This window comes from Paraclostridium sp. (assembly GCF_051656405.1).
In the GTDB taxonomy this organism is placed as follows: Bacteria; Bacillota; Clostridia; order Peptostreptococcales; family Peptostreptococcaceae; genus Paraclostridium.
This window is the reverse complement of sequence record NZ_JBOGBV010000057.1, coordinates 1-14,633: the sequence shown is the minus strand read 5'-3', so window position 1 is coordinate 14,633 and position 14,633 is coordinate 1. Positions and strand designations below refer to the sequence as shown.

At 23.7% G+C, this 14,633-nt stretch carries 12 protein-coding genes; 3 read left to right on the top strand and 9 right to left on the bottom strand.

Going from position 1 to position 14,633, the window contains the following annotated elements:
* Positions 1-18: 18 nt before the first annotated feature.
* The 3 genes from ACRDDE_RS08245 to ACRDDE_RS08235 form a co-directional block, all read right to left on the bottom strand.
* Positions 19-372 (bottom strand): hypothetical protein, encoded by a 354-nt coding sequence (locus tag ACRDDE_RS08245; RefSeq protein WP_438626802.1) that lies wholly within the window; start codon positions 370-372, stop codon positions 19-21.
* A gap of 72 nt (positions 373-444) precedes the next feature.
* Positions 445-1,293 (bottom strand): ParA family protein, encoded by an 849-nt coding sequence (locus tag ACRDDE_RS08240; protein ID WP_438626801.1) that lies wholly within the window; start codon positions 1,291-1,293, stop codon positions 445-447.
* Positions 1,294-2,415: 1,122 nt separating this feature from the next.
* On the bottom strand, positions 2,416-2,976 hold the full coding sequence (locus ACRDDE_RS08235; protein ID WP_438626800.1) for a hypothetical protein: 561 nt from the start codon (positions 2,974-2,976) through the stop codon (positions 2,416-2,418).
* A 511-nt stretch (positions 2,977-3,487) separates the two neighbouring features.
* On the opposite strand from ACRDDE_RS08235, the gene ACRDDE_RS08230 reads away from it, so the two are divergent.
* The 3 genes from ACRDDE_RS08230 (at position 3,488) to ACRDDE_RS08220 (ending at position 6,773) form a co-directional block, all read left to right on the top strand.
* Positions 3,488-4,198 carry a LytR/AlgR family response regulator transcription factor gene (locus tag ACRDDE_RS08230; protein WP_438626799.1) on the top strand — a complete coding sequence of 237 codons (711 nt, stop codon included), beginning with the start codon at positions 3,488-3,490 and terminating at the stop codon, positions 4,196-4,198.
* Positions 4,192-5,508, top strand: a complete 1,317-nt coding sequence (locus ACRDDE_RS08225; protein ID WP_438626798.1) for a GHKL domain-containing protein — start codon at positions 4,192-4,194, stop codon at positions 5,506-5,508. Before ACRDDE_RS08230 ends, ACRDDE_RS08225 begins: the two co-directional genes overlap by 7 nt.
* A 437-nt stretch (positions 5,509-5,945) precedes the next feature.
* A complete protein-coding gene (locus tag ACRDDE_RS08220) occupies positions 5,946-6,773 on the top strand; it encodes a hypothetical protein (RefSeq protein ID WP_438626797.1) in 828 nt (275 codons plus the stop codon).
* A gap of 1,441 nt (positions 6,774-8,214) precedes the next feature.
* On the opposite strand, the gene ACRDDE_RS08215 is transcribed toward ACRDDE_RS08220, so the two are convergent.
* The 6 genes from ACRDDE_RS08215 to ACRDDE_RS08190 form a co-directional block, all read right to left on the bottom strand.
* Positions 8,215-8,520 carry a helix-turn-helix domain-containing protein gene (locus tag ACRDDE_RS08215; RefSeq protein WP_438626796.1) on the bottom strand — a complete coding sequence of 102 codons (306 nt, stop codon included), beginning with the start codon at positions 8,518-8,520 and terminating at the stop codon, positions 8,215-8,217.
* Between the two features lie 787 nt (positions 8,521-9,307).
* Positions 9,308-10,006: a ferric reductase-like transmembrane domain-containing protein gene (locus ACRDDE_RS08210; protein WP_438626795.1), complete on the bottom strand. Its 699-nt coding sequence runs from the start codon at positions 10,004-10,006 to the stop codon at positions 9,308-9,310.
* Between the two features lie 761 nt (positions 10,007-10,767).
* The gene (locus ACRDDE_RS08205) at positions 10,768-11,292 is read right to left on the bottom strand and encodes a hypothetical protein (RefSeq protein ID WP_438626794.1); all 525 of its coding nucleotides are present in this window, start codon (positions 11,290-11,292) and stop codon (positions 10,768-10,770) included.
* 217 nt (positions 11,293-11,509) lie between these two features.
* Positions 11,510-12,211, bottom strand: coding sequence for a class B sortase (srtB, locus tag ACRDDE_RS08200; RefSeq protein ID WP_438626793.1), 702 nt, complete (start codon positions 12,209-12,211; stop codon positions 11,510-11,512).
* A gap of 42 nt (positions 12,212-12,253) precedes the next feature.
* Positions 12,254-13,618: an RNA polymerase sigma factor gene (locus tag ACRDDE_RS08195; RefSeq protein WP_438626792.1), complete on the bottom strand. Its 1,365-nt coding sequence runs from the start codon at positions 13,616-13,618 to the stop codon at positions 12,254-12,256.
* Between the two features lie 419 nt (positions 13,619-14,037).
* Positions 14,038-14,633: hypothetical protein (locus tag ACRDDE_RS08190; protein WP_438626791.1), on the bottom strand; the 596-nt coding region annotated here is incomplete at its 5' end.

Below are 14,633 nucleotides of genomic sequence, written 5' to 3'. Positions count from 1 at the left end.
TCTTATGAATTTATTAATCTATTTTTTAGTTTTTTTTGATTTCTTCTTATACTTCTCTTCATATTCAGTTAAGGCGTCTACATTAAGCTCAACTGAGTCAAACATCTTACAGACTATATCTTCTAAGACTTGAGAAACAGTCATATTATTTTCATAAGAAAAAGATTTAACCTTATCAGCGATTTCCTTTTTTAATTTAATTCCAATCATAACTTTTTCTTCTTTTAATTTGGGTTTATTTATTAAGTCAAATACATTAATATCAGTATTTTTATTTTCAATAAATTCTTGGCCTGTTGATTTTTCATCTACTTTTTGTTTTATGTTTAATAAACTGCTTTTTTTATTTAACATTGGATTTTCAATAGTCATAGCTTTCTCTCCTAATATTTAATAAATATTTAATATTGATTAAATGTATTTTTAATAGTTAAAAAATGTTCATTAAATAACTATTAAGCCTTCTTCTATGTATTCATTTATTAAGTCGGAAATTTCATTTCCTATATCAGTTTTTATTTTTCTTTCTTTAACTTTTACATACTCACTAATTGACTCGTTATATAATATTGAGTTTTCATAGTGAACAGACTTTCTCATAGTTTGTTTAAATGTATTTCCTAAAATTTCTTTTTCTTTAGCACACTCTAACCACATTTTTATTTTGTTGTTTTCTTGTTTTTCAAATTTAGTGATAACTGGTTTCCTTATATCATCTTTGTCTATTCTAAGAGCTTTCTTTATATCTCCATAAGTTTTTAATAATAAATCATAACCTGTTAGTGTGCTATAACACCCGTAGTTTATTATAGGCACAATATCGGTACAACATATAAATACATTTGTATTTAAAACAGATATAGCAGGATTTAAATCAAATAATACTAAATCATATTCTGAAAAAACATCTATATTCTTATCGTCAGTTAAGTAATTCAATAAAGTATATTCCTTACCGGCTTTTGTATTAAGAACTAATTCAAGAGTAACCATATCTATATTACTTGCTATAATATCTAAGTTTTGAAATTTACTTAGAGGAGATTTCATAATTAACTTATCTATTTCAATATTGCTCTCTAATCCATCTTTCAAAGTATATATATTGGATTGAATTACTTCTTCTCCTAATAAAAATACTGATGCATTTGATTGAGGATCAGCATCTATAAACAATACTTTTTTATTGGGATAGTTTGTACAAAATTGATGTATAAAATTTAGATTTAAACATGTTTTGGAACTACCACCCTTAAAGCTCATATGTGTTAAAATTGTTTGATTTTTAGCCACTTTTATTACTCCTTTTTATATTAAATATACATTTAATAGTAGTTTAATATATATTTTATCATTAATTAAATACTTTTTAAATACTAATTTAATCTATTTATAAAAATTAAAAATAAAGAGCTAAAAATATAGCTCTTTAAAGACAAAATATTGATACCATTATAAAATTCAGTTTGAAATCAATTAGATTTTTTATTTTGTTTTTTCGTGGATTTTTTCTGTTTGAACATAATACAGAAACCATGACCAAAATAGAAAATCACACTTAATATCATAAATATGGCAAATACAAATAAAGCATAGTCAATCCAGAGCCAATTTGAATAGCTTATGCCCATAAAGTCTAGTAAAAGCATCATACTAACACCTCGTTTTTATTTTTTTTATTTATTGTTTTAATGTTGATAATTTTATTTAAGTATAGAAAAAAGAGACTCATTTCGTGATAACAAGTCTCTTTCAAAATTAGAGATAATTATTAAATACACTATTAAATGTATATTTAATTACTTTTAAATATATGCTGATTATTTTATAAATGTGAATTTTTAAATAGATAAAAACAATAATGCTACAGATGGCAGAAAAGTAATTACTGTAATGATTAAAGTAGTATTTGTAGGTATAAATTCACTATTATATTTTGTAAAATAGACTAAATGAAAAATTATAAAAGTTAATATCATTAATATAAAATTAAAAAATAAGCTAATGAAAAATACCTCAAAACTTTCATCTATTATAGTATAAGATTTAAAAGTATTAATGGTATAAATTATATAAATTATTACTCCAAAAATAAAATAAAAGTTACTTTGCTTTTTTAAATCTTTGGTTTTTAAAAAGCTGAATTTTAAAGTAGACTTATTGTCATTGTACTCGATTCTCATAGGGGGCACCTCATTGTTATATTAAAGAAATAGTGATTCTAAATATAATTATCGTCATTTTAAAATAATTATAAAGGGATATGATAAATGGAATATATAAATATAGACTTATAAATAAAATAAGGAGGACGTTTGTCCTCCTTATTTTATCAACTAATATATGTATGCAGTCACCATTTGATTATATTAGGTTTGAGTTAGTGGTGCATTTAAAAGTTAGATATCAATAAAGTTAATTATATTTATCTATAAACTCTAAAAATGCTTTACTTATAATGTCATGTTTATTTAAATGAGAATATTTATTTTTACATAAATCAGAAAAATCATTCCATATATCTTTATCTAATCTGATTGTAGTTTTTATAACTTCAGATTTATTGAAATTTATTTGAAGGCCAGTTTTTACCTCGATTACATCTATAGGACAAGTGTCCTCCTGAGATTCGAAGTTATTTACAAAACTAATTATTTTATCGTAATTTTTAACGATATTTAATAGTTTTTCTTGAATTTCATAGTTATTAAATAGTTGATTTGAATTTACTGTGAATGGGTCATAATTGCTTGAAATAAGTGAGTTTGAATTATGTTTAGGAGATATATTATCCACGGTTAAAATGAATTTACCTTCAAATTTTTGATATCCATATTTTTTCATGAATCTATCTAAAGTATCAACTCTTGTATAACTCATTTTTTCAGCAATTTCTTTTCTTGATAGGCCTTTTTCCTGGAGACTAATTATATAATCTATTTTTTTATCATAGCTCCAATCTTTCTTATTTTCCAAGTTATCACCCCCAACAATATGGAGGACACTAGTCCTCCATATTATTATACTATTTAAAAATTGCGTATTTAGTTGAAATTTAGCTTTTAATTAAAAAATATCTAAAATGCATAAGTTAAGGTCTAGTATGCAACAAAGCATTGAACAAAGTTTTTTTAAGACGTATACTTTTTATATAGTTTGTAAATAAGTACATACATAAAAGTATGAACTAAGTATCTCAATTCAAATTCAAACTCATAGTGTCGATAAAAGTATATAAAAGTTAATTAAAATCTAAATAGAAAAGGGTATATTTAGATTTTTAATAGTTGTGTTTTAGGGTTATAAACATAAATTTAATTAACTTAACAAAAGAAGTATTCAAATTGAATACTTCTTTTTGTGTTAAGTTAATTAACTGGAATAACTAAAAAATAACTAAAATGAGACAATTATCTTTAAAAACTAGAAAAAGGTACCGATATAAGATATTATGTAATGACAAAAAATATGTTAGGGGGATTTTTAAATGGTTGTACTTGGCATATGCGATGATGAACAGCATTATAGGTCAATTATTAGAAAATATTTAGAAGAAATATTACAATCAAATGTACAGAGTTACGAAATACATGAATTTACATCTGGAGAAGAACTACTAGAGAATTACCCTAATAATTTAGATATCTTGATTTTAGATATACAAATGGATAGCATCGATGGGATGAATACAGCTAGAAGAATTAGAATATTTGATAGTAACGTAGAAATTATATTTATGACTTCTTATTCTGAATTTATGCAAGAAGGATATGAAGTAAGAGCTTATAGATACTTATTAAAACCTATAGATTTCGATAAATTAAATAAACATATAATACCTTGTGTAAAGGAATTAAAAAGACGAAATAGCGACTATTTAACAATTAACACAAAGAACTATATAGATAGAATAAAAATAGATTCTATATTGTATATTGAAACTCAAAGGCCTAATTTATTAATTTATACAAAGAAAAAAGTTCATAGTGTAAGAATGAGTATGAGGAAGATTGAAGGAATATTAGAAGAATACAGTTTTTATAGGTGTCACAACAGTTTTTTAGTTAATTTAAAAGAAATTGAATCTATGGATGGCGAATACATATTTATAAATGATATGAAAATACCCGTAAGCAGGTATAGAACGAAAGGATTAAAACTAGCTATAACCAATACTCTAGGAGATATAGTATGCTAAACAAATTAGGTATAGACATTAGAGATATATTTAAAATTTCAATAGTATTTATGAATTTTATAATATTTTTTTGCACACTAGATGTAGTAAGTATTAGAAAGATGAGTAATATAAAAGTTTTGCAGTATATAGGTATTTTAATTTGTATTCTAGTAGTAATAAGTGTATCAAATATATTTAGAAATTTTAGAATTTTATTATATATAATATTTGGAATCATATACTATAACTTAGTATATGATGAAGTTTTAGTGAAATGTGTTATCGTAACTATATTGTTTTGGATAAGTGTGATGGTTGTAGAGACCGTATCAATGGGGGCTATAGCAGCACTTAACAACATATCAAATCTAAACTATCTAATAAATCAAAAAAAGTATGTAATTCAAGCAATTATACTATCTAAAGCATTACTTCTAATAGAGTTTATATTATTAAGATACTTTAAATTGGCATTAGAGTTTAAGCCAAAAGATATGGCTCTTATAGGTCTTTCAATAAGTTACAATATATTAAGCTTATTATTAGTTTTTGGATATAATTTTTTAAATAGGATATTAAGCAAATTAAATATTGTATTTTTAATATTAATTACAATGCTTTTAATGCTATCAACTATTTCATTACTAGTAGTTATAGCTAGGATTAGAAGAGCTGATAGACTTAAGCTTGAAACGGAGCTTATAAATGAGAGGACTCAAATGAATTATAAAAATTATGAAAATATATATGAGGTCCATAGTAGTTTAAGGCATGTATATCATGATTTAAAGAATCATATGATGTGTCTAAAAAATTATAATAGTAAAGAAGATATTATTAAATACATAGATAACTTAAGTTTCGAAATAAGAATGTTCGATAGTATCTCTCATACAGGGAATGAGACTTTAGATATAATTTTAAGCCAAAAGATACATGAGTGTAATAAATATAATATTAAGTTTGAATCGAATATAAATTTTTCAAAATTAGGATTTATAAGTAATATAGATGTATGTTCTATATTTGGAAATGCTTTAGATAACTCAATAGAGGCATGCAAATTAATAGATTGTGGGATTGATAGGAAAATAGAGGTAAAAGTAACCTATATTAAGCAGTTTTGCATAATAAAAATTATAAACACTAAACAAAATAAAATTAACCTTACCAAAACGGGAATACAAACAAGTAAATATAATAAATATGAACATGGTATAGGATTAGCAAGTATAAAAAGAACTGTAGATAAGTATGATGGAGAAGTTGCTGTGAATTTTTCTGAGACTGAATTTATTTTGAAGATAATGATACCTATAAGGTCATAATAAAAAAGCACATAAAATATAGAGTCTATATTTTATGTGCTTTTTTATTATGTTAAATTAGAAGGTGCTTATGTTTATATTACCCATTAAAAAAATAGTTTAACTCTTAATTTATTAATTTTTTAAATACAACATATATATTATTTTATAAGTGGATTATTTATTAATAGTTAAAAATTAATAGAAATATAAAAAATATAATTGAATTTATTGATATATATATTGAAAATACTATAATATATACTTTAATAAAATTAAAAAGGTCAAAAAAATTGGAATTATTTTGACCTTTACTTGTTAAAATAAATAATAACTTGGGTGAAAAATGAAAATAGAAGAAGTATTTAATTATTTATGAAATAATAATTCTGAATTTTAAAAATTTATTGTAAATATTTTTCAATCTGATAGAATGTATTAAAAAGGAGTGCGCTATTATGAAAAAAATATTATTCGTAACAGATTTATATTATAAAGCGAACGGAAGAAACTACTATGAAGAAGATCTTTTTATAACATCTAAATTAGTAGATAAATTTAACCTAGTTATTTGCAATCCAAAAGCTATGAATAAGTTTAATGATAATTTTGACTTAACTATATTCAGAAATGCAGGTCCTGTTACAAATTTTCCTAAAGAGTATAATGATTTTAGAGAAAAAATAAAAAGAAATAATTTAAAGACATATAACTCATTTGATGGAAATGGAGATATGAATGGCAAGGACTATTTGATTGAATTAACTAATTTAGGATATCCTGTAATCAGTACTGTAGATTCAATTAATAATATTAATAAACTACCTAAAGTAGATAAGTATGTTATAAAGCCAAAAGATGGGGCAGATTCAATAGGAATGGAATTTGTAACAAAAGAAGAATTATATGAAAAAGTTCCAAAGAATGATTTTAATACATTAATTCAGCCAGCGATAAACTTTGAATATGAAGTGTCTTTTTACTATATAGATAAAGAGTTCCAATATGCTCTTTATGCACCAAACAAAAGTAAGAGATGGGAATTAAAAGAATATGAGGCAACTACAGCTGATTTAGAGTTTGCGATGAAGTTTGTTGAATGGAATAATATAGATCATGGTATTCAAAGGATTGATGCATGCAGAGACAAAGAAGGTAACCTTTTACTTGTTGAATTAGAAGATTTAAATCCTTATCTATCTGTATTAGAATTATCAAATCAACTTCAAAATAAATTTATTGAATCACTTAAAAAATCAATTGAAAATGTTTTAAACTGCAATTAACAAAATAGATATATATAAAGGAACATCATTAATGATGCTCCTTTTTATATATCTATTTTTATTGTTTTTAGACTTATTATAATAGTAAATTTAAAATATCAAAAATGTAAGAAATCTTTAAGGTTGGTGCAAGGCTATTTTAAGGATGTAAATGTATAATATACTTAGCAAATAAATTATACATGACAATAATAGGAGTTCTAATGATAGTTCCATTCATATTAGCAGTAGCTAACCAACAATAGACGTTTAAAATATTTAAGAAATGTTTAAGATTAAGATAAAGATAAGTTAAGAGTATAGATGTAATATAAGAATATAAGCTAAAAATAAAGGAGGAAAAGTAAGATGGCAATAGTAATAGGGAGTTTAATGATAGTTCCATTTATATTAGCAGTAGGAGCAGGGCTAGTAAGCAATGAACTAGAAATAGCAAATCAATAAAACTTAAAATGAATTTAAGCGTATAGAATAAATATAAAAAAATGAAGGAGAAATTATATATGATAGTAATAGGAAGTGTAGTGATGGCACCATTTATATTAGCAGTAGGGGCAGGACTAGTAAGTAATGAATTAGATGCAGCTAACCAACAATAGAATGTTAAAGCAGTTAGAAAAAAGGTAGGTAATATAAGAGTATAGGATAAAAAATGAGGGAGGAATAATAAGATGACAACAATAATAGGGAGTTTAATGATAGTTCCATTTATACTAGCAGTAGGAGCCGGTTTAGTAAGAAATGAATTAGAAATAGCAAACCAATAATATAAATTGGAAATTTAAGACATAATAAAAATGGAGGAATTACTATGACATTGTTATTAATAATAGGAATTGTAGTATATCTTGTTAAAAATAAAAGGAATAATGAAGATGTTTTTTTAGAAAATGATCAAATAATAGACGTTAATTATAGAGAAATTGACTAGAACAAGTCTTACTATATAATTGAATATTACAAAAAAATAAAATAGTATATAAGTAAATTAACCTTCATACACCACTGTTTATATAGGTTAGTGGGTAGAAGGCTAATTAGGACAAATCTTAATAATTTAATACAATGAGGGTAAAATATAATTGTATTTGTATTAAGTATAAAAAATTAAAACAAAACATAATTAGATTTTATATAACTCAATCAATAAAAATATAGGGTTTTAATTGATTCTATTTAAATTATATAAAATTTATAATTGTGTACTAATATTAGATATACGTCTAGTAAACAGAAAAATTTATACTTTAAATTAGACTTTTTAATAAAAAATTTAAATGATTATATATGCAAATCTAATACAAATTCATTATATTTCAAATCTATTCAAATATAAGTATTTCTTTTTATAATACCTTAAAGTTTAATTAATTAAAAAAATAAATATAATCTTTTTCATTATGAAAAAATTGTATAATGAAAAAGATTATATTTATACTTTTTAAATACCTATTTTAAGTTCATTTAATTCAGATTTTTTATCCATTTTCTTTTTAATTTTTTTCTGTTTAACTTCATCTAAATCATCTAAAGTAATTTTACCAATATGCAAATTAAATTCATCAACACCAAAATGTTTTATCATAGCTTGTTCTGTTATTAACCAAGTTTTACCGAATTTTTTTACCTCAACGTTGTCGATTAGCTTTCCATTTGATACTTGTTTTCGTAACGTTGAGTTATCTAAGCCATAAATATCTGATACTTGTTGAAAAGTATATAGACCCTTAAAACTCCCATTTGCCATTTTAACTTCCTCCAAATTATATTCTATGTATTAAAAATTGTATAACTTTAAATCCATTAGATATTTATTCAGGTTTGTATCTAATTGATTCCCCCAGATATATTATAAGTCAATTCATATACTAGGTGTTAGAGGCTATTTGAAGTATTTTAATAAAAAAAATGGTATAAGTCTAATTATATAAAGACATATACCATATAAACTTATTTTCTATATTATTAATATATATTTTATTTAACTGTTTTAAGAATGATATGTAAAAACCTATTACCTATGAAGGTATTCTTAATAACATAAAAAATAATCAAATGTGATTATATCACAAACACCTGTATTTTTAACCCTCTTAATTTTTATAGTATAGCACGCTGATTTTTAAAATCAATATATGTTACAGGATTGAAACAAATGTATCGAAATTGATACTCATTTAACGATGTATGACACTTGTCCGACAAAGTAAAAATTATGGGAATGTATTGAAAGTATTTAAAGCAAATACAAAATAATAGGTATGAAAAAATTAAATAATGATTAAATAACTATTAAATATATATTAAATAATTATCTAATTAAATAATTATCTAATTAAATAATTATTTAATTAGATAACAAAATCTAAAATAGATTTAATTTGCATGATAAATATTGGAGGATATTTGTCCTCCAATTCAAATAAGTTATATAGCCTACAAGAATCTTATCAATTTGCCTGCAATAAGTATAAAAAAAGGATATCTAAAAAAGACATACTTTTTTTATGAAAAAGGGGTAAAAAAGCTTTTAATTAAATACTTGATACTTTCATTGATTTAACTTTCTTTTCATTAAAGCATTTCATAACTCTAAGCATTGTATAAACTATAAAAATTGTAGAATAAATAACAATTTTAAATATATCTACTTTATCTTTATTTAAAAGAATAAGAGCTATATGTAAATAAGTTAATAGATAAAATAAATATGACAATCTTTGTATTTTTTTCCATTTAGCATACTTAATTTTCCTTCTAACAAATTTAAATGAAGTAATAAACAATGGGATCATAACGAAAAATGCAATTAAACCTATAGTTAGATGAATCATAGATAATCCAGGGAGCGTAAGCGATTTAACAAAATCCCCAAATATAAAATATGTATATATTAAGCCATGTGGAAGTATAAGTATAGATCCTAGTATAGCTAACTGAGCTCTTATACTTAATAGCTTTTTAGTTAACGCATATTTTCTATCAAGAGCCCCTGTAAACATTACGATAATAAAGAAAGCTACAGATAAAATACCTTTCATTGATGATTTATAAGATGCTAGTAGAAGCCCTTGTAGATCTATATTGTATGTTTCTCCGTAAAGGTTTATGTAACTAGTTAGTAAAGCTATCGTTAAAGCAATTATGTAGTATAGGTTTGAATGCTTTTTAATACTAGACGTACAAAATAATGATATCACCATTGTGAGTATCAGTGAGTAAATCAATAACATTTTGATTCTCCTTTTCATTTTATAATGATAATTAATTTCAATAAGATTGTATAATAAAATTTTAACTAGGTCAACAAGTTTTTGTAAAAAATCTAATTATTTAATTTTAATAATAAAAAATATAGTAAGTATAATAAAAAACAGAAGTGCATTAGAAATTAAAGTTAAGATTAATAAGTTGTGATTTTGGAGTTTTAAATTAGAAGAATTATCATATACAATTAAAAAACAAGTTAGCCAAAGTAAAAATACCCAACTTTAGCTAACTTGTTTCTATCCTATAGAGAGATTAAATTTTTAAGTCTATACGCAATAACTAACAATAGAGTTGATTCAATAATTATAAGCATAATTACATGTTTCGGTAAATAAAAGTTATAAATAAAAATAGTTGTTAAAAAAATTAAAATTATAGATCTAAATATATTAGATCTGTAATTATGACAATTGTTAGAAATGAGATTGGTACTACTTTTCTTAAAATATAAGTATAAAGCAAATATAAACATTGAGACTAAAATGTTTATTGTTGTGATAAAAATATGTAAATGTATGTTCATATTATAACCTCATGTAAGTAAGTATTTAGTTTTTATATTGCCTTTATTTCTAATACGGATATTATAAATCTAACTATAATTAAAAATATAGTTAATAAAAAATTTTTGATATATAGTATAGGTGGGGATTATAACTTAATTTTAAAAAAGTAAGTTATAACCCCTTAATACATAAAGTTTATAAATTAAATATCAAAGACTTTATAATAATTCTATTACTGAAATGCTTGCATTTGCTAATGTGAATATGTTTACAGCAGAAGCAGTAGTAGCAAGTTGAAGTGGTAGAGGACCTGTAGGACCTACAGTTACTATAGTTCCTCCAGCAACACTTGCATATCCAGCGACTGTAACAGTAGTATTTGCAGCACTTGAAGCGATAGGAGTACCATTTAGTACAAGTATACCACCAAGATCTTCCCCACCTGCAGCAGGAGCTGCAGAAGTTGTATTAATATTATATGATACGTAGTAACGATGATTAGCTGCTAATGTTATTGTGTTTGTAGGAACTGTTGCAGATATATCAGTTCCATTCTGAGCAAGAATAGCACTAAAAATTATTGGAGTTTGTGCTATAGGTAGTGCAGCAGCGCCTACACCTGCACCTAAAGTTAAAAATTGATTTGTAGCAGTTGGTCCTGCTGGTCCAGCAGGTCCAAAACAAGGTATATAGTCTACACAAGGTCTATGATCGTTATGACCACAACAATTTGAACATGTCATATATTTTCCACCTATACTTATGATAAATTTATAGTATAAATAATTATCTAGATTTATAAAAAATTATTTAACTACAATATCAATATATTCAAAAGCTTTTTTTATGTGTCTAATTCAAGAAAAGTTTATCGAAAAATAAATTAAAAATTTAAATGTCCTAATTAAACTTTAAATATTAATAAATAAAAAACATACTTAAATATTTAAGTATGTTTTTCTATTTATCAAGTTTTGCATGAACAACCATCCGAGCATTATCAAATTCATAACTACATGTAGATAAGGTTAAAATTTTATCGGTTGAATCAACATTTACTGAAGATTTAAATAAGGAATCTTTTTTTATTTTACTTAAAAAATCATTAAAATCTTCGTTAGAAGCAAATGAAGTTTTATTATAAATATTGCTAGAATCAGTTACATAAGCGGAAAAAATTGTATAGTTTAAAGTATTACCATCAGGTTCAGATATAGATATAGCATTATATTTGCTAAAAAAATCCTCATCTTTAAACTTTTTTAGTTGGCCAAACATAGTTCCATTTCTCATACTATGTCCATAAAGCACTGTGTTGAAATCATTAAATTTATCATTTTGGTAATCTAGGAATATAGATCCTGATTCTAGATAATTTTTATCCATATCTTTATTTAAATAGAAATCATTATTATTTGCTTGGACTATTGGGTAGTGAATATTTGTACCATCTACATCTAACCATCCTCTATAGTCTTTATTGATATAAGACAAGTCTACTGAATTATCATTATTACTTTGTTGTGATTCTTTGATTTTGTAAATTTTATCATATACTTTATCAGCTTTATTATACTGCATAAATTTATTGATTATTTTATAAGAACTAAATAACAGTATAATCAAAAGTAGTAAGTTTATTATCCATCGTATCTTTTTCATTTTTTAATTATCCTTATATATTAAATTTATATGTTTTAAAAGTTAGGCCTTTTTTATATTATACACGGCTTTATTTCCAACACTATCATATATAGTTAAGTATAAAGGTAAATTGATTATTTTTACAACAATAATACCTTTGTCTTTGTCTATTGACTGTATATTTAAAATTTTTCCATTAGAATCTTTTAAATAAATCTTATTAAAATCTATTTCACTACTAGAATCCTTTAAGCTAATTATAATTTTATCATTATCATAGGTGTAATTTATAATATTTGGAGATTCTGTATCTATACAATTAATTTTAAATTCCTTAACTAGGGTGGAGTGTCGTTTTAAGTTTACAAAGACCTTATAATCCCCATTTTTAGTGATTTTAAATCTATAAGTAGACTGATTTATATAGCTACCTAAGAGTTTTTCAGAATTATCAAGTTTAATATACAAATCATTTACTAGAGATTTATCTTTTATCTGAATATCTACTAAAATTGGTTTATTTGTAATTTTAGATGTATCACTTATAGATATGTTTATATTATCTAATAAATTAGATTTAGTAGATAAATTACTTGCATTTGAAAAATCATGTTTGGTAATTTCATAAAGACCTAGAACAGATGTAGATACTATTATTGAAGAAGTAAGTGAAACTACCATAGATTTTGGCATACCTTGTTTAGTGTTAATTTTGAATTTAAAACTTTTACCTATATTAAAATGAGACTTATATAATACATTTCCCAAAATATTTTTTGAGGAACTTAAATTTAGTAAGTTTTCATTAGATGCTTTTTTAAAGAACGTAAATAGCATAAATCCATAAATTTTTCTATTATCTGTTCTTTCTTCAGAATATAATTTATATAAATTTTTCTTTGCATTATTTAGTCTACTTTTTACAGTACCTTCAGAAATGCTTAAAACATATGCAATCTCTGATACTTTTAGTTCATCGAAGTATTTTAAAATCAGGACTGTTGAATGTATAGATGAAAGCTTATTAATTAAATTCATCAATTCGGTATTACTTTCTTTTAGAATATATGATTCTACAGGGTCAACATCATTTGAATTATCGCTTAGCGTAGGCAAAACATGATCAGAATGAACTTCTCCAAGTTTTTTTACTTTGTAAAGTTCTTTAATGCAATAGTTGTATGTAATTTTATTTATCCATGCTACAAATAATTTAGGGCTTTCTAACTTATCAAGTGACCTTAGAACAATCAAAAATACTTCTTGTACAGCATCTTCTGCCATAGGCTGATCTTTTAAAATACTTAAAGATAGAAAATAAACCTTTTGATAAGTTAAAGAATATAAATCTGAAAAAGCTTGAGAGTCTCCATTTTTACATTTAGATACAAGTTTACTTATTTTTAAATACTTTAAGCTACTCAATTATCAAATGTCCTCCTAATTTTAATTTAAAATCCAATTAATATTAAACATAATAACATAATTGTAGATATGAAAGTAAAATTCCAGACAAAATATTTAATGAGTAGAAATCAAGTATTAACAGAGAGTAGACTTGTTTTTAAGAGTATATATCAAGATTTTAACAAAAAATAATAAAAGGTTATGAAAAGTTCAAGAAGTTCACAACCTATGTTAATTTTAATATTTAAAAATTTTTTCAAAACAATGCTTAAGCAAAGCTGTGTTTAAGTATACCGTAAATATTAAAAATACTAATAATATAAACTTAAAAAATTTCATTTTATAATAGTCTCCTTATGATGATGTGATTTACTTTGCGATTGCTATTTAAAACGGTTTTCAAATTAAATAAAAGAGTTAATCATTAACTCTTTTATTTAACTTCCATTACTTAAAGGTGTTTGACCTACATTTTGCTTTAACATTAATATTTTCTTTTCATGCTTTAATTTTTGAGTTTCTTGAAATTTTAATTGATATTGTAGCTTAAGTAAATCTCTTTTTTCTATAACTTCTTTTAAATTTTTGATTTCCTCTTCAGCACAACTATGTAAATATTTTTCTTTTAATGAAGTTAGGTCGTTTTCATCAAAATCATTATATATTTTGTGTCTAATATTTGTTATATCAACAACTTGTTTTTTATTTTTCAAAACAGTTTTTACAGCTTTAATATTTAAAAAGGGAGTGCCATTTTTATTCTTTAAAACCTGATAAGTTCCTTCCACAAATAAAACTTGCTGATTTAACTTACTATTTGTTAAATGCGCAGTATGTCTTCTGCTAAAATTTATTACTGCAATAGATGGATAAGAACCATCTATTGAGGGTATTTTTTCAATTAATCGACTTTCTCCATTTTCTAAAAATGTTAAGTTTTCTAAATCGCTACATTCTAAAGCTAGGGTTATGTATGCATCGATAATTTTCATATTTTTAAATCCTCCTATAAAACTAACTAAATAAAATTGAA

Bases quoted from the DNA above. Each gene is read 5' to 3' on its own strand.
- ACRDDE_RS08245 (WP_438626802.1), bottom strand. From the start codon at position 372: ATGACTATTGAAAATCCAATGTTAAATAAAAAAAGCAGTTTATTAAAC.
- ACRDDE_RS08210 (WP_438626795.1), bottom strand. From the start codon at position 10,006: ATGTTATTGATTTACTCACTGATACTCACAATGGTGATATCATTATTT.
- ACRDDE_RS08230 (WP_438626799.1), top strand. From the start codon at position 3,488: ATGGTTGTACTTGGCATATGCGATGATGAACAGCATTATAGGTCAATT.
- srtB (WP_438626793.1), bottom strand. From the start codon at position 12,211: ATGAAAAAGATACGATGGATAATAAACTTACTACTTTTGATTATACTG.
- ACRDDE_RS08225 (WP_438626798.1), top strand. From the start codon at position 4,192: ATGCTAAACAAATTAGGTATAGACATTAGAGATATATTTAAAATTTCA.
- ACRDDE_RS08220 (WP_438626797.1), top strand. From the start codon at position 5,946: ATGAAAAAAATATTATTCGTAACAGATTTATATTATAAAGCGAACGGA.
- ACRDDE_RS08215 (WP_438626796.1), bottom strand. From the start codon at position 8,520: ATGGCAAATGGGAGTTTTAAGGGTCTATATACTTTTCAACAAGTATCA.
- ACRDDE_RS08205 (WP_438626794.1), bottom strand. From the start codon at position 11,292: ATGACATGTTCAAATTGTTGTGGTCATAACGATCATAGACCTTGTGTA.